This window comes from Streptomyces sp. TN58 (assembly GCF_001941845.1).
Lineage (GTDB): Bacteria > Actinomycetota > Actinomycetes > Streptomycetales > Streptomycetaceae > Streptomyces.
Map to the genome: position 1 here is coordinate 7,498,463 of NZ_CP018870.1, position 25,335 is coordinate 7,523,797.

The following is a 25,335-nucleotide window of genomic DNA, read 5'->3' on the forward strand; positions in this document are numbered from 1 at the left end:
CCCCCTGCGAACGAGCGTGGTTGTGCCGCCAGCGGCCGCTCTGCGCATGCTCCCTACCCCGCCACAGCCGCTCGTGGCGGATCGGTCCCGCGCGAGACGCGCGGACCCCCAACGCCCAGCCCACCCCCGCCCTGCCGCAGCGGGGCAGAGCACACCCTGCTGAGAGAGGAGTTCCACCGTGGGAGAGATCGAGGACGCGATCGAGCGAGCCGACCGGGAAGGGTTCACCCAGGATCCCCCCAAGACCCTCAAGGGCCGCATCAACTTCCTGGTCAAGAAGCTCAAGTCCACCAGCGCGGTCGCCGCCGAGCTGGGGATCAGCCAGCGCTCGGTGGAGCGCTACCGCAAGGGCGACCGGAAGACCCCGCCGAAGGAGATCGCCGACCGCATCGACGACGCCGTCCGCGCCCGCTGGCAGCCCGTGGTCCGCGGGCGCCGCCGCAAGCAGGCCGCCACCACCGCCGGCATCACCGTGGAGACCCGCGCCCGGTTCGGCTACACCGCCCCGGTCGGCTCGACCGACGACGGCCGGTTCCGCCGCCTGACCGTCCACCTCCCCCCGTACTACGCGCAGCGCCTCTTCGACGCCCGCGAGGCAGGCATGAGCGATCAGCAGATGCGCCAGATCGTCGCCGACGGGTTCAGGGAAATCTATTTCCAGGACGACGGGGCCCGCGCTATGGGACTGTCGAAGGTAGAAATCAGCGACATCGACTACCTGGATATCAGCTTCTGAATTAGGAGCCCTTGGATGGCGAGCATCAATTACCCGTGAGCCGAAGCACGATGGTTGTCACCAAGGCAGTGTGTTGTCACCGGCAACGCCGGACGGGGCCCGCTGCGCGATCGGGCTTTGGGCGTTGTGGTTGGCCTTCGTATGGTTGGGCCGCCCGGGGGTGCCGGGTGGGCTGGCCCCTGCTGTCGGTAGCTGGTGACAAGATCACCGGCATGAGTTTCGTACGAACTACTCCGCCGCGGCCTGTCAAGGTGGCAGTGGTCTTTCCTGAACTCGCGCCGCTGGCGCGCCCAGCGATACGGTTGCATCCGCGTCCGGGGTCGCCGTCGGTCAGGGAAAGTTCGGTCGGCGGGCCGTTGCTGTGGCCGGCAGGCGAGCCGTGGCCGCACTGCGAAGACGTTCACCTGCATGTGGACACAGGATCCCGCCGTTCGCCGACCGAAGTGCGGCTCCGCCGGATCTTGTCTTCCCGGTGGAGCCCTGACGGCTCGGTTCCCGCGCTCACGCCTGCAGAGGAGGCGCTCAAGGAGCGCAATGCCGCGTGGCTCGCCGAACGGCTCGAAGCCGGCCCTCCTGGCCCGGCGGAATGTCCGGTCCCGATGCTGCCCGTGGCTCAGCTGTTCGTGCGCGACGTACCCCTGTTGCGGCCGCCCGGGCAGGCCGATCTCCTTCAGGTTCTCTGGTGCCCGTATGAGCACGCTCCGGATTACAAGCCGGCGACCGCACTGTTCTGGCGGTCGGCGGCCGAGGTCGGCGACGTCCTCGGCACACCACCGGAACCGTACGAAGCGGACTATGCGGGTTACGTGCCGGAACCGTGCCTGCTGGCCCCAGAAGCGATCACCGAGTACCCCAACAGCCTGGACCTGAGCCCAGAACTGCAGGAGATGCTGGAGGACTCGAACAAGTGGCAGGCAGGCGGCGCCGACATGGCCGGCTCCTACGCGGCGTATCCGCGCGACTTCTACTCCATTCATCTGAGCAACGCACCCGGCTGGAAGGTCGGCGGCTGGCCCCCGTGGGGCCGTACCGACCCAATCCCCCGGTACTGCGTCGTGTGCGAGGCACAGATGGTCCCGCTGCTGACAATCGCTTCCTGTGAGTGGGACGGCGACGAAGGCTGGGTGCCACAGGAAGACCAGGCCAACGCCGCTGGCTCTCACTACGCGGGCCAGGACCCCGCCCAGCCGACGGGGGTAGAAGTAGGCAGCACGGACAACATGCAGATCTACGTCTGCCCGACCACCCCCGAGCATCCGCACACCGACTTGATCCAATGAACTGTCCCGGCGCGCCGGTGACACCCAACCTGCTTCGCGCGCTGCTGGGGACAAGTAGCGTGCCGACCCGGTGACAACCACGGTGCTTTGCTCGCTGGATGCCGCAGGCCAGTGGAGGCCGACGGTGACAGCTATCGTGCTTCGGCTCAACCCGTACCCGGACCCGAAGACCGACGCCGAGCGTGAGGCGAACAGCCGGGCCGCCGACGACCACCAGCGCCAGGAGGAGGAAGTGGCTGCCTTCCGCGACTGGGCCGAGGGGCTCCCTCCTGTCGCCCCCGAGCTGCTCCTCGAGCAGGTGCGCCTTGACCTTGCCACGGTTGGTTTCCATGTGGCGCCGCCCCAGCCGCTGACGGACGAGGAACAGGGCGGCGTCGCGGTCTACATCGAAGACGGACAGGTTGTGGTCGACTGGCTGCCCCACGCCCGCCTTGACCGCGCCGCACTCGCTACAGCGGACAACGACGGCACGGACGACGAGGACGCCGTCCGCTATTACGCGGTCCGCAACGCCATGGACACCGCCCTCGCCGCCATCCTGACCGGCTTCCGCTACACCATCCGCCGCCCGCACTCCCAGCTCGGCCACATCGTCGTGCAGCCCCCAACCACCCCCGATGTCCAGGAGCAGCCCCGTGTACGGCCGTGACCGGCTCCTGACCGGCGTCCCGAGCGACACCGACCGCGCGACAAACCGACTTCCACCACGCGGCGGCCACCAGGAACACGCAGGACGAGCCACTGCGCCGGCACGTCCGGTCCCCCGCGCGCACCCTCGCCCGGCGGGGAGGGATCGGACCATGCAGGCTTCCGCACTGTCCCGGCGCGCGTACCGTTGCGGTACGACCCGCCGCCGGGAGGAACCCTCGATGAGCGCCCAGCCCGACCACACCCCTGTCACCCCGTATGCGCCCGCCCCCGGGGCTGCGGCCGAACTCCGTTCGCAGTTGCGCGCGGACCGTCGCGCGGAGATGTGGGTGCCGGCGTTCGAACGGGACTGGGCCAAGGCCCTGGACGACGCCCGCCACACCTTCAGCCTCACCCCCCTGCACGACGTCGTACGCACCTGGCAGCTCCGGGTCGCCGCGGCCCCGGCCGTGGATGCGTTCATGGACTCCGGCCAGGACGACTCCGGCTTCATCGACCTCGACGACGTCCTCGGCGGCCGCCCGTGACGGATGAACAGCCGTGGGCGGTGCGCCTGTCCCCGCACACCGCAAAGACTCTCGCCGGGCTTCCCGCGCCTGCCCGGGAGATGGTCCGCGACGTCCTGGACATCGCGGTCCGTTCCCCGTGGGGCTGGCCTCAGTGGAATACCGGCGACCCGGAGGGTGAGGACGTCCGCGCTGCGTCGGTGGGGCAGCTGTCCGTCGTCTACACGGTCAACCGCCTCACCCGGCGCATGTCTGTCCTGGAGATCGTCTGGCTCGGATGACCCTCGTACCGGTATCCCGCCGCCCGGCTCCGCGATCAGGCCGGGGGCTGGTGCTGTCGCTTGGGGGAGGTGTCGCCGGGGCGCACCCGGGGGTGAGGAGCGCGGCTAGCCCCGGCTCCTCCACCCCGGCCCGGCCGGGCGCGGTACCGCTCCGACGGGCGCGCGCCGCCAGAGGGGTGAAGCCTCTGGCGGCGCCTGTGACACGTAAGTTGAGGGCCCACGCGTCACGCCCAGGCTAGGCCAACCAACCTTGTCCGGGCGGGCCTTCGGGAAATCCGACGGCGCGGCCGCCGGGGCTGCGCAGCGTTGTGGCATGCGGTGCCGCAACTGCTCAGTGCCGGTCGTAGACGCCGAAGATGTCGATGATGAGGTCGGTGTTGTTGCCGCTGCGGTTGAAGAAGTCGACGATGCCGTGGGCGCCGGTGCTCGCCTGGACCAAGTTGGGCACGGTCTTGCCGGCCGTCCAGTTCAGGGTGGAGGAGTTCGGTGCGACCGGCGGGGTGTGTGTCTTGTTCTCGTACTGCCACAGGGCGTTGGGGTCGGGAGCGACCGTGAGGTGGCCAGCGCCGCCGGTGTTGGTGACCGTGGTGTTCAGCACCATGGCGGTGGCCGTCGGGTTCTCCTCGCCGTAGGTCGAGAAGACGTAGCGGTAGGGCTTCAGGGGCCCGGAGGGCCACTGCGCGGGGTCGCGGGTGTCGAGGTCCCTCTTGGGGCGGATGGGAATGTAGGCGCTCACGCTGTCGGGGCTGTAGTAGCCGACGACATCGACGATGACGTCGGCCGGGTCCCAGCCGCCGTTGCGTACGTTGATCTTCCCGTCCGCGCCGACGGGGACGATGACCGCGTTGGCGATGGTCTGGCCGCCGGTGAAGTTCAGGTTGGAGGTGTTCGGTGCGGCCTGGCCGCTGGGGAAGACGGTCAGGTGACCGGTGGCCCGCGGGTTGGTGACGGTCACGTTGAGCGCCACGGCCTTCGCGCCGGCTGGAATGCCACGGGTGCCGGTGATCTGGACACCGAACTGGCTCTGCCCGGGGACCGGGCCCCGGGAGGTGCCGAGGCCCTCGCGGGTGTCGACGAAACGGGTGGGGTCCGTCGGGGTGTAGCCGTTGGCGGAGGTCCGGGTGAAGTAGCCGGTCACATCCGCGATCAGGTCGACGCCCTGCTCGCCGCTGTTGTACAGGTTCACGTAGCCGTTCTTGCCGACCGGCACGATGACCAGGTTCGGTACCGAGTCACCGGCCGCGTAGTTCACGTTCGACGTGGTCGGGCGCTCGGTGCCGTCGGCATAGGCGCGGACGTGACCGGCGGCCCTGGTGTTGGTGACCGTGACGTTGAGGACCACGGCGGCGACGTCGGCCGGGATGCCGTGGTTCCCGGCGACCTTCACGCGGGCCTCGCCCCACGCCGGCACCTTGCCGGCCTGCGCGGCGCCCGTGCCGTTCCGGCTGTCGAGGAGACGGGTGGGGCTGTGCGGGGTGAACTCCGAGCCCGGGGTGATGAACGGCATCTCGTTCGTCGCCGAGACGCCCGCGGCGCCGTCGGGGCCGTAGACGGTGACCTTGACGGTGTAGCTGCCGACCTCGGCGTACGTGTGGTGGGAGGTGATGGTCGTGCTGGCGCCGCTGCCGACGACGTCGCCGCCGGACGTGCCGTCGCCCCAGTCGATCACGACGTTGAGCGGCGTGCCCAGGCTGCTGGTGATCTCGGACTTCAGGTCGATCGTCCGCGCGCTGCCGGCCGTGCCACTGAGACCGATCTTGATGTCACCGTCCACAGCGGCACCAGCCCCCTGCGCAGGGGACGCAGCCTTGCTTCCCGCGGCCGGCGGGGTCTTCAGCACCGACCGGTCGGCGGGGCTGCTGAAGGTGAACGCGTTCGCGGCGCTCTTGAGCAGCTCCTTGGACGAGGTGATGCCGTGGGCCCCGTCGGCGGACGGTCCTGCGGCCTGGGCCATGCCCCCCGGCATGACCCCGATGCCTGCCGCGATCACGGCAGCGGAGAAAACGAGTCGGCGACTGCGCACCGGCCCCCCTGGTGTTGTCGAATGGTCGAGTTGATCTCGAAGAAGCGTTCACCCTACAGAGCCGCTCCACCCAGCACCGAGGGAGTTTTGCGGCGGCGCGACCGCGTAAGGGTCCCTTTGGCTCACCGGTCCGCAGACGTTTGTGTCATCCATCACGCGACCGCCCAAGATGTCCCGCCGCGCGCAGAACCCTCCGCCCGGATGCGCCCCTGGGCCGCCCCCTGAACCCCTGTATGTCGAGCGGCGGTACGGTGCCTGCGGTCGAGCGACATCTGCGCCAAGGCCAGGTCGCTGTGACGAGCCGGCGGCTGGCCGCAACGTCCACCTACCGACAGGCGCAAGACGGCAACGTCCGAGTCGGGCCATGGCCAGGATGGATCGCGGGCGCCTCCACCCGAGCCACCCCCGGGTCGGCGAGATCCGGGCGCTGCTCGCGCTCATAGCCCCACCTGACACGACGGGGTCCTCCAGATCCTGATGCACGCCTGCTGGGCCCGCGGGCGCCGGTGGTGGAGCCCTCGGCGCGCATGGCATGGGTTCGGCTGTGTGACGTCGATGCCGGTTCTGTTCACGGAATCGGGCCGTGCGGTGCGGAGCGCCTCGCGTACGGTGCAGGCATGCTCCCGCTGACACCTCTCCCGACGGCCGCCACCGACATGCCCGGCACCGGTTTCCGCTCCCCTGCGGGGGCGTGATGGGCCCGGCCTCGCGCCGCAAGGCCGAACGCCGCCTACCTCCGCCTGCCGTCACGGTGCGTCCCATGGCCGACGGTGATCTCGCAGCCGCGACGGAGCTGTCCGAGGGCACGCTGGAGCCGTTCTCCCCGGAGAAGTGGGCCGACCATCTCCAGAGCCCTACCCCCGAGACCCGCTTCGCGCGGGGCCTGGTCGCGGAATCCGACGGCGAGGTCATCGGCGTGGCCGTCGGCACTGGCCTGAGCCTGAACCTCGAAGGCCTGAGCGTGCCCGTGCAGACCATCATGCGCCGCATGGTCCTCCTGGACTTCCTGGCGGTACGCGCGGACCGCCGCGGGGAAGGTTTGGGGCGCCGGCTCGCCGAGGCCTTCCTCGACCGGTACCGGGCAGAGGGCCACCGGGCAGCGCTGGCCAACATCGCGCCCGCCCGCGACGACCTCGTCTCCCTCTACCGGCACTGGGGCTGGCACGTCGGCGCGCCCGCCGCGGGTCTGGGCATCCAGATCGGCAGCGATGCCGTCCTGATCAACGAGAAGCCCGTGCGTACGGCCTGGCTCCCGCTGGTGCCCGAGGTCCGCCCGTCTCTCACCGTCGTCCCCGGCGCCCTGGTGGTCACCGGCATCTTCGACTGACCGCACGCCGCGCCCCGTCGCACCGCGCCGCGTTGCACCGGGCGGCCGCACCACCTGCGCTCTGGCGGCGCCGGTACCCACGCGGGCTCCCTCGCAGGCATGTTCGGGTGGCTGGTGGCGGTGCTGAAACGATCGTCCTCGGCGGGGGCTGTCCTACCGTTGAAGGGATGCGCAACTTCTTGGCCGGTCCGGCGGTTTTCGCCGCGGTGCAGCTCCTCAGTCCGGTGCCGGCGCATGCTGCGGTGGCGGCGCCGTGCATCGCGAAGTCGGGGGAGTGACGCGAGCGAGACACGCGCGGACAGCTCGGTCGATGACGGTGAGATCCGGTGGACGGCGAGCAGCAAGTACAAGGCCGAGTACGCCCATGCCAACCGGGCCTGGTCCTACCCGGGCGCGAAAATCAGGATCGCGCCGGATTCGGCGACGACCGTCAACGACCTGAACTACGAGGACTTCTCCGACCCGCGCAGCTCTGCGGCGGGGGTGTGGTCGCGCCGTTCCGGGCCGGCGGCGACGGACCTGATCCGCTTCAACAGGGCGCGCATGGACACCTACGCCCCCCCCGGCGACCCGCCGGATGGTGGCGGCGCACGAGCTCGGGCACGCGCTCGGTCTGTGTCACAAGTCGGGCAGCGGCAAGAATGCCGTTTCGTCGGTGATGTGGCCGGATGTCGCCCAGTATCCCGACGCCCCCACCGACGTCGACAAGGCCAACGTCAAGAAGCTGTGGGGATGATCATGGGCGTGAAGATGTGGGTCGGCGGCTGCCTCGTCGCGGCTGTCGCCGCAGCGGGCGCGGCCTGGTTCACCACCGCCCCGGAGACCGGGACCACGCATGCGGTGTGCGGACCCGACCTCGGCCGGGACGACGTCGTCGCCGCACGGTCCCGGGCGGTGGCCGTCGTGGAGGCGGTCGAGAACACCCGCTACCGGGAGGACGGCGGCAGCGCCTACCTGACGACCCGGGTGAAGACCCTGGAAGCCTTCAAGGGAGAGTTCGGCGACGTCCTTGAGGTCACGCAAGGGGTGAAGAACGGCGGCAGCCCGGGCCGGTACGCGACGGAGGATCCGGACCGCTACGCGGTCCTGGAGCCCGGCCGCCGATACGTGATCGCGGTCCAGTCCGGATCGACCACGGGCGCCGCGGGCACCGAGGCGTGGGCCTGGTACGCCGAGCCGGCCGAGCGGGGCCTTGTGGGGGAGCGGGAGCACTGGCAGGAGGCGATCGCCACTCCGCCCGAGACGGCCGCCTCCAGCGCGTGTGAGGACATCGACGCCCCCGCAGGCTGACCGGGCCGGCGCCCGTCGCGTCCGTGCACGAGGGCGGCCGACCGGCGACGCTCCGCAGACGGGTACGGGGACCTCGGCCATCGGCGGGGCCATCGCCCCGGCCGGCCGGGGGAGAGCACTCTGTCCGGGTGGCGCTCACCCCTCGCCCCAGCGTGGCAACACCCGGCCGCACACGGATACGGGGTGCAATGGCGACTGCTGTGGAGCCGCCCCTTCGGACGGACTGCTCCCGGCCCCCGTGGCGCTGTCGACCGCGGGCAGGCCCGGCTGCCGTCACACGTCGCCGGTACCGCCCGGTCGGCAGCATCCACGCCAGCCCCGCCCGTGGCCTCTGCCCGCTCCGTACGACACCAGCCACGCCCGGCCTCGGCGGCACCGCGCATCGACGCCTGCCCGCAAGACTCTCCGTGACTGTCCCGCCCGTCCCGCAGGCGTGTACGGAACTGGACAGGGCCCTTTCGGCGGCGGTTCGTTGAACACGTCGACGGGAGGGGAGTCTTGTGATGGACAGCCGTGCGACCGCCATGACGACCGCGACGGGGCCGGAGTGGCAGCTGGCCGCCGCGGCGGGTGGGGCTCTGTGCGAAGTGGGCGCCCTCGCGGCCGCGCTGCAGGAGGGCAGGTGGCAGGACGCCCGCCACACGGTCGACGGCTTGCGTGAGGCGCTCTCCCGACTCGACACCCTCCTGCCCCAGGTCCGTCCGACAGCCGAGAGGACCCGCAGGCTCTTCCCGCGCCAGAGCGTCTTGATGCCCTGCTCGAGGCGGTCGGACCCGTTAGCCCTGGTGCGCACGCTCCTCGGGCGCGGCAGTGTCGATGCCTTCCCTGCCCGCCAGCACCGGCGTAGCGGGTTTCGAGCCCACCGCTCGCAGCCGTCTGGCGCAAGGTGGTGGCCCGCATCCGACGGACGACGCCGCCTGCACGGTCCCGAGCCCCGCCTGGCCTTGTGGGGCCGGGTTCCGGGCTCTTATAGGGTCGCGCACATGACCGATGCCATCCCCACGAATCCGCAGGAAGAAGCCGCGCAAGGCCGCATAGCACTCTGGCTCGCAGCAGAGGACCTCGGGTGGCTCGCACGCCACTGCTGTTGTCCAGAAGACGCGTCACCCGATGAGAAGGACCGGTGCAGCCGCCTCCGATTCCGAGCGAGCACCGCCCTGTACAAGCGCAGCCAGTCCCACTGACGCAGCTTGACTCACGGCATCACGGCTCCCTCGACTGACGACATCCCAAACGGTCAAGGCGGGACTAAACGCCCTTTAAGGCGTCGTGGTGAAGGCCCGCAGGGCAGCGCCGCCCCGTAGAACACCCGGCCGGACCGCGGCGTGGACGGCCTCGATCACCAGCCGTTGGTCACTCTGCCGCATCATCGTCAGCGGAACCTTGAGCTCCGGTTCGCCGGCCTGACGGCAGCGGATCACATACCCGAGGCGCCCCGCCTCCTCCACCTCGACGCTGTCGAGGTCGGCCAGCGCTAGCCGGTGTGGCGTGAGGCCCCGGGACACGGCGATGTATCCGTCCGCTATTGAGACGGCGAGGAGCCAGCGCAGGGCGAAGGCGCAGACAGCGAACGCGGCCCCGAGGGCAAGGTAGACCGGCCTCGGCAGCACCTGGCCGTTGCTGGTGAGACCTTGGTTGAGCGCCACGAGAACTGCGGGGGCAGCAAGCACCAGGAGGCGGCGTGGGTCAGGGCGGACGAACACGGACTTGCTGTGCGCAGGCATGGAAGGACTCTTCCCTCGAGACGGCGGTGGTGGTGGGGGCGAGACCCCCTCGGGGCCGACCGGGTCCAACCCTTCGTCACGCACGGAGCCTGGTCAAGTTCTCGCTGGCCGCGCTGTGCTGGCAGGAGGCGCAGTGAGCGCGTCGGCGCTGCGGCACGACCGTGAGCGGCGCCTCCAGGGGCGTTGTCGGTGGCGGCGGGGACCATGAGGAGATGAGCGCGGGTATCGCGCCCGACGGCCCGCACACGGACATCGACGGGCTGTGCGAGCAGATCCGGGGTTCCCTCGCAGGGTGGGCACCCCGCCTGCTCGGTGTCCATGTACCCCGGTCCGTGTGCGGTCCGGCCGAGGTGGCGCGGCTGGTCGGCGCAGTGGCCAACGCCGCCGAGCTCACCGGCCTTCCCCGCGACGGCGCGACCGCACGGGCGGAGCTGCACACGTCCGCCGCCAGGGCATCGGCTGCCGGCGAGCGGGCGGGGGCGGACGTCCGCGCCGAACTGACCGCAGTCCGCGCCGGGTGCCGCCGGGCGGCCGTCGCCCTCGGCCTTCCCGTACCCGTCACCTTGTGACTCAGGCGGTCTGGCCGGCACCGGATCTGCCCACTGAACGAGCGTGGTTCATTCTTGACCTACGGTTTGGCGACGTGGTGGACGTGCCCGATCGGCGAGGCGCTGCGCCTGCTGCTGGCGACGCTGCCACAGGCTCCGCATGCGGGAGCAGCGGCATGGCGTATTCCAGGACATCGTCCCGCGCACCGGATCCTATGCGGCTGCCTTGGACCTCCGGCCTTGATTGCCGGACTCCGGCCAACGGAAACGGGGGAGACATCGCGCGGGCAGGGGGCCCAACGGAAGCGGTTGGGCAAGGCCCGCTGCTACATCGCGCGCAGGCGTGAGCCGGGTCGGCCGTGCTCGTTCGCGAACCACTGCGCGATGTCTTCGACGGGGTCGCTCGCGGGCCGGTCGGCGAAGGTCTTGTCGTAGGCCGTCCGGCCGGCGGCGTCGACATATTTCGGAGGCTCGGGAGGCAGCCGGTCGGCTCGAAGCCAGCGCCCGACTACCGGTTCGATGGTGATTGACACCTGAAGCGGGAGGCTGAGGCCGCCGGTCTGCTCGACCGTGAGGGCCAGCGCGTGGGTCGCGCGGTTGCGTACCCACCGGGCCCCGCGCATCGCGTCCCCTATCGCCCTCCTGCGGACGGTCCTGTAGCCGCCGTCGGAGGTGAGCTGCTCATCGAGAACGCACGCCCAGTAGATGGTCTCAGCGGCGGGGATCGCGACCGCGTCCGTGCTGGCGCCATGGGCGGACAGGCACTCGCCCAGCCGGGCTCGGGCTTGATGGAAGCCGTCGAAGGCGAGCCTCAGGAGGCCCGTTGAAGAGGGCATCGTCATCACGCCACGGTAGCGAGAACCAAGACATGAGGAGCGGCAATTCGTTTTCAGGCCCTGAGTCGCCTCTCTGCGCTCGCGGGTGGAGTTGTTGCTGGCAGCGCCACCGGAGGCTGCGGCTCTGGGGCGAGAGGGCAGCCGCCCTCTCACGCTCTCCCGCAACACCGCGCCGCGGTCGTGAAGGGCGCCCTGGGTGGTCGTCAGGCCGCGGTTGAAACGCGTCGGTGGCGGAGCTTCAGACCGGGGTGGTCGTCGCTTCTTTGTGGCCGGGTGTGGGGGGTGGTTGGGGGGTGTGGGGTGGTGGCCGGGGTTGGGGGTGGTGTGGGTGGTGTCGGGTCGGGGCCGTGCCCGGGGTCGGGGGCGTGCCTGGGGTTGTGGTGTGTGGTTGTCGGTGTTGGTGTGGGGTTGCCGGTGTTGCGGGGTGGCCGCCCCGGGGCGGGTGCGGGGGTTGCGGTGTGGGACGACACGAGAGTGTCAGTGTTCAGCGACACGTGCGATGTCAGCGACGTTGGGCCCTGGCGTCTCGGACAGTGCTGCGGGTGTGGTCGGCCGCCCGGCTTTTGGAGCGAGGGTGAAGGAGCCGAAGGTGCCCTTCGCCGCGAAGAACAGGCCGCCGTCGCCGGCGGCGGCCAGCGCGTCCAGGCGCCGACCCGGCAGGGAACACCCCTCCACGGTCTTGCCGTCGGGCCCCAACTGCCGCATGCCGCCGTTGGCGTCCCCCACCAGGAGGCCGTCGGCGTACGGCAGCGGGTCGACCACCACCCGCCGATCCGCCTCGACCGACCACCGCGACGTCCCGTCGGCGGGATCCACCGCGAGGAACCCCCTGCCTGACCGCAGCATCCAGACCGACCCGTGGACGTACCCGACCGCCCCGAACGGATCATAGGATCCGAGCCGGGCGGGCTCGTCCGCACCGATCCCGAAGGTCAGCAGTGACGAGGCCTCGCAGACCGCCACCACCCGCTCCGTATCCAGCGGGACGAACGCCTTCGCGTCGGGTCCCGCGAGCGGGTCCGGCAACCGCCACCGCGCCAGGTCGCTCCCGTCGGCCGGATCGAGGAGAACCGCCTCATACCCGCTGCCGGTCAGCACCCCGCCAGCCCACGCGAGGGTCCGTACGGACGTCACCGGCGACGATGTCGTCCACCGGACGCTTCCGTCGGCGAGGTCCAGGCCACTCATCGGGGTGTAGCCGCGCCAACCGCCTATCACCACGGTGTCCGAGTGGACCGCGAGATTCCCAGTCCACCTCGGCGTCGGGGCACTCCACAGCGACGCACCCGTCCGCAGATCGATGCAGGACAGCAGGTTCGGTGCTTGTGGCAACACCAACACGCAGTCCCCCGCTAGGACGATCCCGCGCGGCCAGGTACCGAGCGGGACGTCCCAGCGCACCGCGCCGTCGGCGCGCTCCAGGCAGACCAGCCGGGTGTGCCGCTCGTGCAGGACGACACAGTCCGGCCCCACGACGAAAACGGAAGCGCCGCCCCGCTGGTGCAGTTCGCGCTCCCAGAGCACTGTGGCGATCATCGGGCCATCCCACCACAGGCGGCCCGCCCCCGACGACGGTGCTGTCGTGCGCAGAGTGGATGTCAGTGACGCGCAGGGTTGTGTCAGTGGGACGGTCCTCAGCTATTGGAAGGGGTGTGTATGCCGGGTGCTTGACCCCTCGGTCCGTCAGGTTGGATGGCACCGTGGCGAGACGACCCAAGACGAAGACGAAGCGACCTTCCTTCGGCATACCGAGGGAGATCATCCTGCTGACTGGGCACGATGTGTGGCCCTACACGTTCATCGCTGATAACGCGGGTGGCGGATGTGGCAAGGTCCCGATGCCCGCCAGCGCGGCCCTTGAGGACGTACAGACGGCGATCTTCACGCAACTTGCGGACCACACCCGCATACTCCACGGCGTTGAGATCGACGTCGAATGGTCCTCCCTGACGCCGGATTCGTGGGTGGGCCACATCCGGTGTGTCACCACGGAGGAGCCTGCTCCGCCTGGCGCGGCACCTGAAGTCGGCTGACCACGCGGTCACGCCCTGGCCGCTTACCGCACGGGACGCGAACCCGGACAGCGCCATCGGTAGTGCCCGCACTGTTGGGGCTCCCTGGGGACTTCCCACCGTGCTTCCCGCAGCCGGGACCTGGTCGCCCTGATTTCCCAACTCGTCGCGGCGCGGCGCGGGAACATACCCAAGCCCTGTGTGCGGTCGACGATCGAGGAGAGGTCAGGCACATGGGTCGCACGGATTTCCAGCTTCAGGTGCATCGGGGCCGTCGGCGTAGCCCGTACGGACTCGTCCTGCCGAGGGTCTATCGCCGAGGGTTGGGTGACGGTGGTGGTGTTCGCAGGAATGCCTGGATCTCGGCGGTTTCGGGCATGTAGCCGTCCGATGTGTCCACGACCAAGGTGGGGACGTCGAGGCTGATGGCTTTGAACTGCTCGGGGTCGTAGACGCCGGCTTCCATGTCGGCGAGCAGGGCCTGATCGCCGTGGGCCGCCCGGTGGCTGTCGGTGCGGGCGCGCTCGGTGATGCGTTCGGTGATGGTAGAGGTGGGCGTGACGCATCGGATGATGCGCAGGTCGGCGAGGTCCAGGAGGGGCTCCAGGCCTGGTCGCCAGAGCCGGTCCTGGAAGGCCGCCTCCGCGACGAGGGTGACCCCGGCCTGAAGGAGGACGGTGATGGCCTTGAAGAAGACGTCCAGGGTGGGGATGTTGAGGGGGTCGTCGCCGGCGGGCTGGTGATTTGGGGTGCTCATGACCATGCCCTGTTTGATCTCGTCGCGGATGATCGCCGGGCAGCCGAGCTGCTGGGCGAGGGCGCGGGCGAGCGTGGTCTTCCCTGTGGCGGGAGGGCCGCTGACTACGACGAGGGTCGGGCGGTTTTGCATGGGCGGCACTCCGATGCAGGCAATCATGACTGGTCAGGGCGGAGATCAGGGGCCGCCTGGCGGCTTGTGGAGCTGGAAGGCGATGAGCCCGGGCTGGTGGGCCAGTTTCTCGTACGCGGCTGGGTGGTGGAGGACCATCGAGTGAGCGGGTCGGTGTTCGACTAGGAGCTGTCCGGCCGATCATTGGTGTGTGCAGTCGGGGGAGGTTGTCTGCGCGGTCCCATAGCCTGCGCCCATGACCACCGAGGAGTACCTCTCGACGATTGACTCGCTGGCCGTGCAGCCGTTCCCGGAGGTGACCTATGTCGACGCCTCCGGGGGCGGTGGACCTGAGCATCACGTGCGCGAACTGCAGGTCAGTCGGGATTTCTGGGATGACGACGACGGGCGGGCCTGGGTTGAGGCAGAAGCTGAACTGCAGGCCCGCCTCGACGACCTGGCGGCACGCCTGACGGATCGGTGGGGCAGTGCGTTCGTCGCGGACCTCGGACCGTATCTCAGCGCCAGCTACGAGGGAGAGCCGGTGCCCGAGCCGCTCGACTACCTCAGCCAACAGGCCGTGAGCATGCAGGTGTGGCCGCTCCCCGACAACGGTCGTTGGCTTGCGCTGGCGCTCGGCCAGGCCGACAAGGAGCTGCCACTCATCCTGTTTGCCGCGGTCGGCCGGGCTTCCGCACTCGGCTTGAACACGAGTGGCCGGTCATGAGCGGAGCCACACGATGACAGCGGCAGCTGAGACAGTGCCGAGGAACACGTAGCCTCGCTGGTCATACCGCGTAGCGACCGCACGGAAGTTCTTGAGCCCCTTCACGGCCCGTTCGACGGTGTTGCGCTTCTTGTACCGTTCCTCGTCGAATTTCGGTGGCCGTCCGCCTCGTGATCCCTTGCGCGCTGTCCGGCTTCTTGCGGGGTCGGCCCGCCTCGGGCCGGGGGACCCGGATCTTCTCCAGCACTGGCGCGAACTGGGTACAGTCGGCCCGCTGCCCCGGTGTGACGATCAGGGACAGCGGGCGGCAGCGACCGTCCGCGCTCAGGTGGATCTTGCTTGTGAAGCCGCCGCGCGAACGCCCCAGGCCCTCGCCTCCCGCACCACCTCCGCCAGCCGGTCGACGAGGCTCTGCCACGGAGTTTCGTCCTGGTGTTCCCCCGTCTCGTCCCCCTTTGAGTCGGCGAGGGCCGGCGGGGGGTCGGTGCGGGCGCCGGCCGCGTGCTGGTGCGCGCGCACGATGGTGGAGTCCACCGAGATGTCCCAGTCGATCTCGCCCACCGCATCGGCCGCGGCCTGGAGCTGCTGCAGAAGACGTTCCCAGGTGCCGTCGGCCGACCAGAGCCGGTGGCGCTCGTAGACCGTTTTCCACGGCCCGAACCGCTCCGGCAGATCGCGCCAGTGCACCCCGGTCCGCACCCGGTGCAGGATCCCGTCGATCACTTGCCGGTGATCACGCCACCGCCCGCACCGACCGTTGCTCACGGGCAGGAACGGCCGCAGCCGTTCCCACTCCGCGTCCGACAGATCACCGCGTTCACCCCGCCCCATGCACGGGAGAACGATCCGACCAGGTGACAGTCACATGATCGGCCGGACAGCTCCTAGTAGTGCTTTGTTAGGTGGTGTCGTAGGGCTGCCATGGCACGGTTTGCTGGCAGGTGGGGCAGGTGCCGGTCCAGGTGGCGATGAGGTGTTGGAGGAGGTCCAGGGCCTGGGTAGAGGGTCAGGCCCTGGCAGGGACTTTTGGGTTCCTCCGCTGTTCGGTCAGGAACAGGTGGGCGGCGGTGACGAGGGTGACGTGCCGGTGCCGGCCGGTGAACGAGCGGCCCTCGAAATGGTCCAGCCCCAGAGCGGTCTTCAGCTCGCGGTAGTCGTGCTCGATCCGCCAGCGGGCTTTCGCGAGCCGGACGAGGTCCTTGGCGGGAATGTTCGCGGGCAGGTTCGAGATCCAGTACTTCACCGGCTCGGCCTCGCTCTCGGGCCACTGCGCGACCAGCCAGACCAGCGGGATCGTGCCGTTGGCGGCGGGTTTGGGCCGGCGGCCCGCGAGGCGGATCCGCAGGCGGACGAAGTGCGAGCTCATCGCGGCCCCGGAACCCTTGCGCCAGGTCACGGGCCGGCCCCGGTGACGTCCGGCGGCCAGCACGTGGTCGCGTAAGGAGACCGGCCGGGTGCGATACCGGGGTTTGGGACGGGGCCCCAGGCCTGAGTAAGACGTCATCTCATTTGGCCAGTCGGCGGTAGCAGATGAGGGTGCAGGCGAGGCTGGTGAAGGCGAGGAAGTGTTCGGCCTTGCGTTCGTAGCGACGGTGGAGGCGTCGGCAGCCGGCGAGCCAGGACATGGTCCTTTCGACGACCCATCGGTGGCGGCCGAGTCGTTGTGAGGACTCGATGCCTCTGCGGGCGATGCGGTGCGTGATGCCGCGCCCGCGTAACCATCGGCGCAGGTGGGCGTAGTCGTAGCCCTTGTCCGCGTGAAGCTTGCCGGGCTTCGTCGTCGGCGTCCGCGTCGTGAGCGGATGGGCGGTATGCCGCGGACGAGGGGCTCGAGGGCCTGGCTGTCGTGCAGGTTCGCGCCCGAGATTCCGACGGACAGGGGCAGACCGGTCCGCTCGGTGATCAAGTGGATCTTCGAGCCGTACTTGCCCCGATCGACAGGATTCGGACCTGTCAGATCCCCCTTTTCAGGGCCCTCATGTTCACCGAGTCGATCGCGCAGCGGGACCAGTCGAGCTCGCCGCGGGAACCGAGTTCGTCGAGGACCAGGCGGTGGAGCTTGGCCCACACGCGGGCCTTGCTCCATTCGGAGAAGCGTCGGTGGGCTGTCGCCCCCGAGGGGCCGAACGATGCCGTGGGCAGCTGCTGCCAGGTACAACCCGACGTCGCGACGAACACGATCGCGGCCAGTACCTCACGGTCGCCGTGCCGACGCCGTCCACCACCTTGGGGCCGCGACGGCGCCTCCGGCACCACCCGCTGGAACAGCACCCACAACTCGTCCGGCACCAGACGCTCAACGATCCCCACCATGACCGACAGCCTACCCACGAAGCCCAAATGAGATGGCTTCTAAGCGGGCTGATGCGGCTCGGCGTCTTCTGTGTGAGCGGTCATCTCGCCTTCGACCTGCAGGACGTAGGCCAGCCCGCGGTCTTCCAGGCCGTGGCGGAAGTCGGCGTTCGCGCCGTAACCGGCATCCGCGACCAGTGCGGCAGGCCGCAGGCCGATACCGGACAGCTCATCGAGCATCTCCAGCGCGAGCTGCCACTTCGGGCGGTGATGTTCGCTGGCGGGGATCCGGCAGGCCGCCCGGCGATCGGCGGCCTGCGGCCCGTCCCAGGAGGCGGGCAGGAACAGCCGCCAGGACAGCGGGCACGAAGCCGTGTCCGAGGCGGCGTGGACGCTGACGCCGATCTGGCAGTTGCCGACCTTGCCCAGCGTGCCCGAGTACTGCCGGGCCACCCCAGGCGAGGCCTTGCCGTCCTTGGGGAAACCGGTGTCGTCCACCACCCACACCTGCGGACGCACCACCCGCACGGCCCGCCACGCCAGCCCGGCCCGCACGTCCTCGACCGGCCAGGTCGAGGACGTCATGAACTGCTGCAACCGCTGATGATCCACCCCAAGACGCTCGGCCATCGGCTGCATCGACTTGCGCCGGCCATCCAGCAACAGACCGCGCAAATACAGCTGGCCCTTCTCCAGCCAGTCCCGCCGCACCAACGGCGCGAACACCTCGGAAGCGAACTCCTCCAACCCGACCCGAACCGCGCCAAGCTCCCCAGCCCTCATACAACCAGCGAACTACCAGACACCCGACGTGACAAGACCGGCTAACAAAGCACTACTAGAGGCCGTTGCGTACGGGCGATCTGGCATCCTGCGGATCATGACCTATTGGGATCCGATACCGTCTGCCCGCGTCCTGGTGGGCACGCCCCATCCGCTGTGGCAGGACGGCCTTGTGCGGCACGACTGGTCCGGGCCCGCGCCCGATGGCTGGGAAAACAGGGACTGGCGGAACGTCCCGGGTCCCTTCTACACGGCCGGCACCGACAACTGCTTCACCGGCAGGCAGTGCGCGCCGGAGCATGTCGCATACGAGGACGAGTACTGCACCGAGTTCGTCTACCGTCAGCCGGTCGAGGTCGCCGGCGTCCACGAGTTGACCTGCGCCGGGGAGTGCGACCCCTTCGGGGCGTACGGAGGGGACGGCGACCGTCACTGGACCCCAGAGCTGGTCCAGGACTGGTGGAGTGAGCGCCGCAGAGCGCGGGAATGGGCCGTAAGGGTGGGGTGGGGCGAGTGGGCGACCTCCGAGCGCGAGCAGTTCCGGGACGCCGCCGCGGGGGCACGGGCGTACCTCGCCCACCTGGACCACGGCCTTGGGGAGTATCTTCGCGACTACATGTTCTGGCTGTCCGAAGGCCGCCCAGCCACCCCTGGTGAGCGCCTGCCGGAACTCGACGCGTAGGTGCGGAAGCGCAGGTCGCACCGAGCTAGGAAACCCGGCCCGTCTCAAGCGCCGGGCCGGTAGCCGTCACGCCCAGGGCGGCCCTGAAGTGTCGGATCTATCCCACGCTGGACTCCACTGCCGACGTGGTCCGGGTCCATGTAGCGTCAGGGCCAGGGGAATGAGATGAACTTCGACGAGAACGAACCGCAGTCTGTCCGAGAGGAACGCTTCACCGCCGAACGGGCCGAACGCAGAGAGGCGCGCAAGGCTGCGTCGCTCGACTCGCGAGGAGCCCACCTCGGCGCGGTCATCGTGACCGTCGCCCTGGTCCTCCTCAGCTGGTACGGCGAGCTGATCGCTCTGGGCATCGTCAGCGGCGTCTTTGTGCTCTGGTTCGCCGCAGCCCTTGCGTGGGCCTACGTCGACGGTGACCATGGCCGGCACGCACTCCAGCGTGCGTACAACGTCACCTTCGGATGGGGCGACGGGTTCTGAGTACCAAGTACTCGGCACCTGGCTCCCGATCCGGGCATGGCAGAAGTGCTGGAGTGGAGTTGGCGGTCGCGGGTGTGACCGCGGTCAGTCGCGTGTGTGTTCGCGGGAGGGCGGCCGGCTGGCCCGGCGGGACTGCCGGCGGGTGATTCGCCTGGTCATGAGGGTGATCGCGGCCCAGGTGATCAGCGATTCTGAGTGTTAAATGAGGCGTTCATAGTCGCGGGCGTGTCTGCGGGCGTGCATGACCCAGGCGATCGACCTCTCGACCACCCAGCGGCGGGGCAGGACGACGAACCCGACCGCGTTCTTCGGCCGGCTGACGGTCTTCAACGTCAGGTTCAGGTACTTCTTCGCCCAGTCGACGAGCTGTCCGGCGTAGGCGGAATCGGCCCAGACGATCGTGATCTCGGGGTGCATGAGCCTCAGCCTGAACAGGACTTCCTTGGCCGCGTCGCGGTCGGTCATGTCGGCCGGGGTGACCATGACGAACAGCGGCAGGCCCTTGGTATCCACCACAAGGTGCCGCTTCCTGCCGTTGATCTTCTTCGCTGCGTCGTAGCCGCGTGAGTCCTTGCCGACGGTCTCGGCGGCCTTGACGGACTGGGAATCGATGATGGTGGCGACCGCTCCAGGGGAGCGTCCCATGTCCCGGCGGACGCGTTTGCGGAGCTGATCGCGGATCTGCCCGATCACCCCGGCGGCGGCCCAGCGGGCCATGGCGTTGTAGCAGGTTCGCCAGGGCGGATAGTCCTTGGGCAGGGCCCGCCACTTGCAGCCGGTGTCGACGACGTACCGAATTGCGTCCACGATCTCGCGCCGCGGGTGCTTCTCCGGCCGCCCGCCACGAGGGGTCTCGCAGGCCGGGGTCGGTAGGAGCGGTTCGATCAATGCCCACTCGTCGTCATAGGTGTCCGAGGGGTAGCAGCGATGCCGGGCCAACGTCCCCTCCCTCCAACGAGGGTGAGGGCCGGCCGCTTCGCGGCCGGCCCTCACCAGGATCATGCGTCGATGTAGTCGGCGATCACATCGAGGGTGGACTCGACGGAGTTCAGCTGGGTGTTCAGGTGCCGGATCCACCGGCCCTTGGGCTGCAGGACTGTGTGCGGGCGACGACGCCGGTGATGAACCGGCGGATCTCGGTGAGCCTCTCGCGGATGACCGCGACCTCATAGGCCTGGAGCTCGCTGGGGTCGGAGCAGAACTTGTAGCCGCCGCCTTCGTCCAGATCAGGGGCGGCCATTCCCGTTCGGCGATGGTGTCGCGCAGGCAGGCCAGGCCCGCACGAGCTTGATGGGGTGAGAGTTCGCTGGACCTGACCAACTGCTTGAAGGCCAGACCGGCAGGCCGCGCCTCGAAGAGCACGAACCGGAGGGTGTCGGCGTGCCGCTGGGCCGCGGGGGACCGGCGCTGTGACGCGCGCGGCATCCCACTACTCGCCCTGCAGCAGACGGGCCAGTTCGCCGTCGACGTCGACCTTCCCTGTGTCCACGGCAGTCTCGATCCAGTCGAGCGTCGCCCGCACGCGCGCAGTTCTCCCGGGTGGAGACCATGTATCGACAGCTCTCCAGATGGGCCGAGACCGGCCTCATCCACAAACTCGGCCCCGGCCTCTACGCCGCCACAGCATGGACCCCAACTCCCCTTGCGTGACCAGCGAAAGCGCTAAATACCCGGCCTTGGGCCCTGACCCGGATTTTGGACACCGGAGAGACTTGGATCTTGATGGTCCAGGAGAACGGAGTCCCTGTGGGGATGAAGCACTATCCCGCCGAGTTCAAGGCGGACGCGGTCGCGTTGTACCAGTCGCGGCCGGGAGCGACGATCAAGTCCGTCGCCGCTGACCTCGGGGTGAACACCGAGACGCTGCGGAATTGGATCCGGGCCGCTGACGGGCGCCGTTCCGGTGCCCACTCTACGCCCCCGGCCGCTGCGCAGTCCGGTGGTGACGCCGTCCAGGCGGAGTTGGCTGCCGCCCGGAAGAGGATTCGTGAGCTGGAGGAGGAACGCGACATCCTCCGCAAGGCGGCCCGGTATTTCGCAGGGGAGACGCGCTGGTGAACCGCTGCCAGTTCGTTGACGATCACCAGCGCCGGTTCGGTGTGAAGCGGCTCTGCGACCTCCTCAGGATCGCCCGCTCGAGCTTCTACTACTGGCGCCGCACCGCGGCCGCGCGGACGGCCCGGCAGGCCGCCGAGGCCGGGCTCGCGGCCCGGATACGCAAGGTCCACGAGGAATCCGACGGCACCTACGGCGCCCCCAGGATCACGGCCGAGCTCCGCGACGAGGGCGAACGGATCAACCACAAGCGGGTCGCGAGGATCATGCGGACCATCGGGATCGAGGGGGTCCGTCTGCGTCGTCGGCACCGGACCACCGTCGCGGACCCGGCCGCGACGAAAGCGCCGGACCTGGTCGGCCGTGACTTCACCGCGGCCGAGGTGAACACTCTTCGTGGTGGTCTTCTTGGCCGGTGCCTTCTTCGCGGCCTTCTTCTTCGGCGCCGGCATCTCGTGCACGGTCGCCTCAGCCCCGGCCTTGTCGTCGGTCTCGCCGCGCAGCTCGCGGGCGTGGGCGACGGACTTCTCCAGCGCGGCCATCAGGTCCACGACCGGGGCCGTCGCCGCCTCCTCATCGTGGGCCGGGGCAGCCGGTGCTCGGCCTTCGCCGCGATGACCTCTTAGTGCCCGGGCTGGAACCTCCAATCAGTCGGACCCCATAGTCGAATCCGAGCCAATTCACCCCCTGCCCAAAATCGATCAGGCATGCGAAGAAGCGGTCCGCCTATGCCTTGCCTGAGCAAGAGGTGTGAGCGTACCCACGGCGGGGGGCTCGACCCTACTCGCTGGTTCAACTGACGCAAAAGACACCATAGTTGTTCAACGCCATTTAATATGACGGCCTGTGCCAGTGGCACAGGTGCCTCATCAGCATCCGCGCTTGCCGCACGCCACGCCTCTGTCCGCTCTGGACGGGGAGATACGGAGCAGCTCCTCCCGTGTATCTCGACAGCTACTCCGCGCGCGGTTTCCGCTCCCTAGCCCAGGTGACGGACATCCCGGTCAGCGGGCCCACCGTCCTGGCCGGCCGCAACGACGGCGGCAAGAGCGCGGTGCTGACCGCGCTGGCTTTTCTCCTCGGCACCCACCGCCTGACCGACGAAGACCGCACCTATGTGCAGGACGAGGAGGGCTCCAAGGGGCGGCGGTGCGCCGAAACCTGGGTGGAGGGCCAGTTCCGGCTGGACGCCGAGGAACAGGCCCACAGCGGGCTTGGCGAATGTGTGCGTATCCGTCGGCGCTCGCTGCTGGGGGAGGCGACCTGCCTGGAGTATTTCGGCAGCCAGCCCGCCGACCCGCAGTTGCGTGACCTGGGCCGACTGCTCAAACCGGCGCTGACGGCGCTTGTTGCCGAATACGGGCTGTCCCCGGCAGGAAACCTCAAGGAGGATCTGCTGGCAGAGCTGAGGGCACACGCCAGGACGCTGCCCCAGGACGAAGGGTGGCAACCGCTCCCCAAGACACTCGAGGAACGACTCCCGCAGCTTTTGTCGTTCGGTGGGAAGGACGAGAGCCCCGACGACGCCGTGCGCACCGCTTTGAGTAGCAGCTACAAGACGCACCTGGAGGACGAGACTCTTCAGGGCCGCGTCCGGGAGATCGAGGGAGAGATCACCCAGCGGCTGGAGAAGGAAGCCGACTCCCTGTGCCTCCACATCCGCCAGCACTGCGCCGAATACGTCAGCGTAAACGTGAAACCCCTGGTCTCCTTCAAGGGAGGCTTCCAGGGCGCCCCGCTGCACGTCTCAAGAGCGGACGGCGAACCTGTCGACCTGACGCGCGCCGGGCAGGGCAGCACACGCCGTATCGCCCTGGCGGTATGGGAGTGGACCAGCAACCTCCTGGAGAACGCCGAACTGGCCGCCTCGGCAGAACAGGGAAACACCCAACCTACGCAGACCATCGTGGTCTACGACGAGCCCGACACCCACCTTGACTACCGCCACCAGCGCACGGTCATGGACATCATCCGCAAGCAGTGCGCCCTGCCCCACGTCAGCGTCATGGTCGCCACCCACTCGATGAACCTCATCGACGGCGTCGACATCGCCGATGTCGTCCACCTGAGCCTTGGACCTGGCGGGCGCACCGTCGTCGAACGGCTCGATGACGATCAGCACGACGGGATTGATTTCCACCTGGGCCAGATCGCGGCATCGCTGGGTCTGCGCAACTCCGTCCTGCTCCACGAGCGCTGCTTCCTGGCCGTCGAGGGCGACACAGAACAAAAGAGCCTGCCGCTGCTATTCCGCCTGGCCCAGAACATGTCCCTCCAGGCAGCAGGTATCGCCCTGTGGGGTTGCGAGAACAACGAGGGAGCCCTGCACCTGGCCCGCTACCTCGTCAAACATCAACGCACAGTGATGCTGATGGTGGACGCAGACAGCCGCACCAACAAACTCTTCAAAGACGAACGCCTCCGGCGCGCCGGTCTCGACCTCGAAAAGCACGTCTCCTACGTCGGAGAAGCCGACGGCTACAACGAGCTGGAAGAACTCTTCAGCGACGAGCAGTGGGCCACTGCCGCCAACACCCACTGGCCTCGCCCGGCCCCGCAGACCTGGCAAGCCCACGACTTCACGGCTCACCGCGACGGCAAGAAATTCAGCGCCCGTATCCTCGACATGATCCAAAACCAAGCCGGAAACAACAGCCCCAACGGCAAACCCGCCATGGTCTACGGGCTGGCCAGCACCCTCACCACGGCCCAGGACGTGCCCCGGCAGCTACGGGACATCTTCACCCACCTGCAAGAACTCGCTCACTGATCCGGCGCCGACCGCCGTGCACGACGCGCCCGCATACGCTCTTTGCGCTGCTCGTCCGTCGGCGTCTGCCACACATGCCAGCCAACCGATTCCACCCATTGGCGAGCATGGATCCGAGCATCGATCCCACACCACCTGCACCCCCCCGGCGAGGGAACGCAGGCAGCACGAGCAGACCTTGGAGAGGGCATCTCTCCTCCTTCCCACGCTCTCCATCTTCCCTGCGAGCACTGACAATCACGCTGAGCGACAAAGCCGAGGTGTAAGCGCATGAGGTTTCTCCACACATCCGACTGGCACCTGGGCCGCCGGTTCCACACAGAAGACCTGATCCCCGCCCAGCGTGCCTTCCTCGACCACCTGGTCGACACTGCCCGAACCGAGGATGTCGACGCGATCCTTGTCGCAGGAGACATCTACGACCGGGCCATCCCCAGCCTGGACGCCGTGCGCCTGTTCAACCGCGCTCTGCACCAGCTCGCCGACCTCGGCGTGCCGATCATCATGATCAGCGGAAACCATGACTCCGCGCACCGCCTCGGCGTCGGATCCGGGCTCCTCGCCCGTGCCGGGATCCACTTGAGGACTGACCCGGACACCTGCGACATCCCGGTCCTCTTCGACGACGCCGACGGCCCCGTCGCCATGTACGGCATCCCCTACCTCGAGCCGTCGATGGTCCGCGACCGCCTGGAAGCCGAAGCCGTCTCCCACCGCGCAGTACTGACCGCAGCCCTGGACCGCATCCACGCCGACCTCACCAACCACCAGCCGGCCGGTACCCGGTCAGTGGTCCTTGCGCACGCCTTCGTCACCTCCGGCACCGGACAGCCCGAGGAACGCGATGAGAGCCAAGAGTCCACCAGCGAACGCGAAATCGCCGTGGGCGGTGTCGCACACGTAGGCTCCGACGTCTTCGACGGGATCGACTACGTGGCCCTGGGCCACCTCCACGGCCCCCAGCGTGTCACCGACCGCATCCACTACAGCGGCTCCCCGCTGGCCTACTCCTTCTCCGAAGCCCGCCACACCAAGTCGATCACCCTTGTCGACCTCACCCCCAATGCCGTTCCCGCCCTCACCCGCCAGCCCTGCCCTGTGCCTCTCCGCCTGGAACGTGTGTCCGGCTTCATGGAAGACCTCCTGACCAATCCCGACCACGAGCCGCTGAAGGATGCCTGGCTCGAGGTCACCCTCACCGACACGGCCCTGCCCTTCGAGGCCATGGCCCGCCTGCGCCGCCGCTTCCCCCACACCGCCAGCCTCAGGCACAAGCCCGCCTTTATACCCTCCCAGGCCACGAACACCCCCACTTACAGTCAGCGCATCCGGGGCCGCGGCGACCTCGACATCGCCAGCGATTTCATCAGCAGCATGCGCGGAACCGACCCCACACCGGACGAACACGCTCTGCTACAGCAGGCGGTCGAAGCCTCCCGCCTGAACGAGCAGCAGAAGGAATCCGTCTGA

21 protein-coding genes and 7 pseudogenes are annotated in these 25,335 nt (G+C 69.0%); 16 read left to right on the top strand and 12 right to left on the bottom strand.

Annotation, left to right across the window (positions count from 1 at the left end; translation table 11 throughout):
• The first annotated feature begins 178 nt into the window (after positions 1–178).
• The 5 genes from tpg (at position 179) to BSL84_RS34060 (ending at position 3,451) form a co-directional block, all read left to right on the top strand.
• The gene (tpg, locus tag BSL84_RS34040; protein ID WP_075969526.1) at positions 179–736 is read left to right on the top strand and encodes a telomere-protecting terminal protein Tpg; all 558 of its coding nucleotides are present in this window, start codon (positions 179–181) and stop codon (positions 734–736) included.
• A 212-nt stretch (positions 737–948) separates the two neighbouring features.
• Complete coding sequence (locus tag BSL84_RS34045; RefSeq protein WP_075969525.1) at positions 949–2,016, top strand: hypothetical protein; 1,068 nt, start codon at positions 949–951, stop codon at positions 2,014–2,016.
• Positions 2,017–2,140: 124 nt separating this feature from the next.
• Positions 2,141–2,665: a hypothetical protein gene (locus tag BSL84_RS34050; protein ID WP_075969524.1), complete on the top strand. Its 525-nt coding sequence runs from the start codon at positions 2,141–2,143 to the stop codon at positions 2,663–2,665.
• A gap of 220 nt (positions 2,666–2,885) precedes the next feature.
• A complete protein-coding gene (locus tag BSL84_RS34055) occupies positions 2,886–3,191 on the top strand; it encodes a DUF6247 family protein (protein WP_075969523.1) in 306 nt (101 codons plus the stop codon).
• A complete protein-coding gene (locus BSL84_RS34060; RefSeq protein WP_075969522.1) occupies positions 3,188–3,451 on the top strand; it encodes a hypothetical protein in 264 nt (87 codons plus the stop codon). The genes BSL84_RS34055 and BSL84_RS34060 overlap by 4 nt, the downstream gene beginning before the upstream one ends.
• 331 nt (positions 3,452–3,782) lie before the next feature.
• Here the strand turns inward: BSL84_RS34060 and BSL84_RS34065 are convergent, their stop codons facing one another.
• Complete coding sequence (locus tag BSL84_RS34065) at positions 3,783–5,405, bottom strand: hypothetical protein (RefSeq protein ID WP_159393490.1); 1,623 nt, start codon at positions 5,403–5,405, stop codon at positions 3,783–3,785.
• 829 nt (positions 5,406–6,234) lie between these two features.
• Between BSL84_RS34065 and BSL84_RS34070 the strand changes: the two genes are divergently transcribed.
• The 3 genes from BSL84_RS34070 to BSL84_RS34075 all read left to right on the top strand — a co-directional run bounded on the left by BSL84_RS34070 (position 6,235) and on the right by BSL84_RS34075 (position 8,091).
• Positions 6,235–6,801: a GNAT family N-acetyltransferase gene (locus BSL84_RS34070; RefSeq protein ID WP_159393489.1), complete on the top strand. Its 567-nt coding sequence runs from the start codon at positions 6,235–6,237 to the stop codon at positions 6,799–6,801.
• A 577-nt stretch (positions 6,802–7,378) separates the two neighbouring features.
• On the top strand, positions 7,379–7,537 hold the full coding sequence (locus BSL84_RS35870) for a matrixin family metalloprotease (protein WP_107484691.1): 159 nt from the start codon (positions 7,379–7,381) through the stop codon (positions 7,535–7,537).
• Positions 7,534–8,091 carry a hypothetical protein gene (locus BSL84_RS34075; protein ID WP_075969519.1) on the top strand — a complete coding sequence of 186 codons (558 nt, stop codon included), beginning with the start codon at positions 7,534–7,536 and terminating at the stop codon, positions 8,089–8,091. The genes BSL84_RS35870 and BSL84_RS34075 overlap by 4 nt, the downstream gene beginning before the upstream one ends.
• A gap of 1,259 nt (positions 8,092–9,350) precedes the next feature.
• On the opposite strand, the gene BSL84_RS34085 is transcribed toward BSL84_RS34075, so the two are convergent.
• Entirely contained in the window at positions 9,351–9,815 is a 465-nt protein-coding gene (locus tag BSL84_RS34085; RefSeq protein WP_075969518.1) for a hypothetical protein, read from the bottom strand.
• A gap of 212 nt (positions 9,816–10,027) precedes the next feature.
• On the opposite strand from BSL84_RS34085, the gene BSL84_RS34090 reads away from it, so the two are divergent.
• Positions 10,028–10,384: a hypothetical protein gene (locus tag BSL84_RS34090; protein ID WP_075969517.1), complete on the top strand. Its 357-nt coding sequence runs from the start codon at positions 10,028–10,030 to the stop codon at positions 10,382–10,384.
• A 305-nt stretch (positions 10,385–10,689) separates the two neighbouring features.
• Here BSL84_RS34090 and BSL84_RS34095 read toward each other — a convergent pair whose 3' ends face one another.
• From BSL84_RS34095 to BSL84_RS34110, 3 genes are all read right to left on the bottom strand, one after another.
• Positions 10,690–11,205: a hypothetical protein gene (locus tag BSL84_RS34095; protein WP_075969516.1), complete on the bottom strand. Its 516-nt coding sequence runs from the start codon at positions 11,203–11,205 to the stop codon at positions 10,690–10,692.
• A 471-nt stretch (positions 11,206–11,676) separates the two neighbouring features.
• Complete coding sequence (locus tag BSL84_RS34100; RefSeq protein WP_075969515.1) at positions 11,677–12,735, bottom strand: PQQ-binding-like beta-propeller repeat protein; 1,059 nt, start codon at positions 12,733–12,735, stop codon at positions 11,677–11,679.
• Between the two features lie 786 nt (positions 12,736–13,521).
• Positions 13,522–14,100 carry an AAA family ATPase gene (locus BSL84_RS34110; RefSeq protein ID WP_075969514.1) on the bottom strand — a complete coding sequence of 193 codons (579 nt, stop codon included), beginning with the start codon at positions 14,098–14,100 and terminating at the stop codon, positions 13,522–13,524.
• Positions 14,101–14,335: 235 nt separating this feature from the next.
• Between BSL84_RS34110 and BSL84_RS34115 the strand changes: the two genes are divergently transcribed.
• Complete coding sequence (locus BSL84_RS34115) at positions 14,336–14,806, top strand: hypothetical protein (RefSeq protein WP_075969513.1); 471 nt, start codon at positions 14,336–14,338, stop codon at positions 14,804–14,806.
• Here BSL84_RS34115 and BSL84_RS35875 read toward each other — a convergent pair.
• The 4 pseudogenes from BSL84_RS35875 to BSL84_RS34145 all read right to left on the bottom strand — a co-directional run.
• A pseudogene (locus BSL84_RS35875) lies at positions 14,801–15,637 on the bottom strand (IS5 family transposase). The gene BSL84_RS34115 and the pseudogene BSL84_RS35875 overlap by 6 nt on opposite strands.
• A 175-nt stretch (positions 15,638–15,812) precedes the next feature.
• Positions 15,813–16,301, bottom strand: a pseudogene (locus BSL84_RS34130) (transposase); the annotation flags it as partial.
• A 10-nt stretch (positions 16,302–16,311) separates the two neighbouring features.
• A pseudogene (locus BSL84_RS35880) lies at positions 16,312–17,119 on the bottom strand (IS5 family transposase).
• Between the two features lie 45 nt (positions 17,120–17,164).
• A pseudogene (locus BSL84_RS34145) lies at positions 17,165–17,881 on the bottom strand (IS701 family transposase); the annotation flags it as partial.
• A gap of 97 nt (positions 17,882–17,978) precedes the next feature.
• Here BSL84_RS34145 and BSL84_RS34150 point away from each other — a divergent pair.
• Together BSL84_RS34150 and BSL84_RS35110 are read left to right on the top strand one after the other, a co-directional pair.
• Positions 17,979–18,563, top strand: a complete 585-nt coding sequence (locus BSL84_RS34150; RefSeq protein WP_199838689.1) for a ferredoxin — start codon at positions 17,979–17,981, stop codon at positions 18,561–18,563.
• Between the two features lie 165 nt (positions 18,564–18,728).
• Entirely contained in the window at positions 18,729–19,040 is a 312-nt protein-coding gene (locus BSL84_RS35110; protein WP_079273060.1) for a hypothetical protein, read from the top strand.
• On the opposite strand, the pseudogene BSL84_RS34160 reads toward BSL84_RS35110, so the two are convergent.
• From BSL84_RS34160 to BSL84_RS37355, 3 pseudogenes are all read right to left on the bottom strand, one after another.
• A pseudogene (locus tag BSL84_RS34160) lies at positions 18,962–19,979 on the bottom strand (IS5 family transposase). The gene BSL84_RS35110 and the pseudogene BSL84_RS34160 sit on opposite strands and share 79 nt — an antisense overlap.
• Before the next feature lie 59 nt (positions 19,980–20,038).
• Positions 20,039–20,465 (bottom strand): annotated as a pseudogene (locus BSL84_RS34165) (RacP protein).
• 4 nt (positions 20,466–20,469) lie between these two features.
• A pseudogene (locus BSL84_RS37355) lies at positions 20,470–20,568 on the bottom strand (DUF6192 family protein); the annotation flags it as partial.
• 224 nt (positions 20,569–20,792) lie between these two features.
• Between BSL84_RS37355 and BSL84_RS34170 the strand changes: the two are divergent.
• The 4 genes from BSL84_RS34170 (at position 20,793) to BSL84_RS34190 (ending at position 25,335) form a co-directional block, all read left to right on the top strand.
• Complete coding sequence (locus BSL84_RS34170) at positions 20,793–21,098, top strand: transposase (protein WP_199838688.1); 306 nt, start codon at positions 20,793–20,795, stop codon at positions 21,096–21,098.
• On the top strand, positions 21,095–21,721 hold the full coding sequence (locus BSL84_RS35885; RefSeq protein WP_107484688.1) for an IS3 family transposase: 627 nt from the start codon (positions 21,095–21,097) through the stop codon (positions 21,719–21,721). Before BSL84_RS34170 ends, BSL84_RS35885 begins: the two co-directional genes overlap by 4 nt.
• A gap of 314 nt (positions 21,722–22,035) precedes the next feature.
• On the top strand, positions 22,036–23,865 hold the full coding sequence (locus tag BSL84_RS34180) for an ATP-dependent nuclease (RefSeq protein WP_030035897.1): 1,830 nt from the start codon (positions 22,036–22,038) through the stop codon (positions 23,863–23,865).
• Positions 23,866–24,135: 270 nt separating this feature from the next.
• The gene (locus BSL84_RS34190) at positions 24,136–25,335 is read left to right on the top strand and encodes an exonuclease SbcCD subunit D (RefSeq protein ID WP_075969510.1); all 1,200 of its coding nucleotides are present in this window, start codon (positions 24,136–24,138) and stop codon (positions 25,333–25,335) included.

Bases quoted from the DNA above. Each gene is read 5' to 3' on its own strand.
- BSL84_RS34115 (WP_075969513.1), top strand. From the start codon at position 14,336: ATGACCACCGAGGAGTACCTCTCGACGATTGACTCGCTGGCCGTGCAG.
- BSL84_RS34110 (WP_075969514.1), bottom strand. From the start codon at position 14,100: ATGCAAAACCGCCCGACCCTCGTCGTAGTCAGCGGCCCTCCCGCCACA.
- BSL84_RS34170 (WP_199838688.1), top strand. From the start codon at position 20,793: ATGAAGCACTATCCCGCCGAGTTCAAGGCGGACGCGGTCGCGTTGTAC.
- BSL84_RS35110 (WP_079273060.1), top strand. From the start codon at position 18,729: ATGAACTTCGACGAGAACGAACCGCAGTCTGTCCGAGAGGAACGCTTC.
- BSL84_RS34075 (WP_075969519.1), top strand. From the start codon at position 7,534: ATGATCATGGGCGTGAAGATGTGGGTCGGCGGCTGCCTCGTCGCGGCT.
- BSL84_RS34150 (WP_199838689.1), top strand. From the start codon at position 17,979: ATGACCTATTGGGATCCGATACCGTCTGCCCGCGTCCTGGTGGGCACG.
- BSL84_RS34090 (WP_075969517.1), top strand. From the start codon at position 10,028: ATGAGCGCGGGTATCGCGCCCGACGGCCCGCACACGGACATCGACGGG.
- BSL84_RS34070 (WP_159393489.1), top strand. From the start codon at position 6,235: ATGGCCGACGGTGATCTCGCAGCCGCGACGGAGCTGTCCGAGGGCACG.
- BSL84_RS34095 (WP_075969516.1), bottom strand. From the start codon at position 11,205: ATGACGATGCCCTCTTCAACGGGCCTCCTGAGGCTCGCCTTCGACGGC.
- BSL84_RS34100 (WP_075969515.1), bottom strand. From the start codon at position 12,735: ATGATCGCCACAGTGCTCTGGGAGCGCGAACTGCACCAGCGGGGCGGC.
- BSL84_RS34085 (WP_075969518.1), bottom strand. From the start codon at position 9,815: ATGCCTGCGCACAGCAAGTCCGTGTTCGTCCGCCCTGACCCACGCCGC.
- BSL84_RS34055 (WP_075969523.1), top strand. From the start codon at position 2,886: ATGAGCGCCCAGCCCGACCACACCCCTGTCACCCCGTATGCGCCCGCC.
- BSL84_RS34190 (WP_075969510.1), top strand. From the start codon at position 24,136: ATGAGGTTTCTCCACACATCCGACTGGCACCTGGGCCGCCGGTTCCAC.
- BSL84_RS35870 (WP_107484691.1), top strand. From the start codon at position 7,379: ATGGTGGCGGCGCACGAGCTCGGGCACGCGCTCGGTCTGTGTCACAAG.
- BSL84_RS34065 (WP_159393490.1), bottom strand. From the start codon at position 5,405: ATGGCCCAGGCCGCAGGACCGTCCGCCGACGGGGCCCACGGCATCACC.
- BSL84_RS34045 (WP_075969525.1), top strand. From the start codon at position 949: ATGAGTTTCGTACGAACTACTCCGCCGCGGCCTGTCAAGGTGGCAGTG.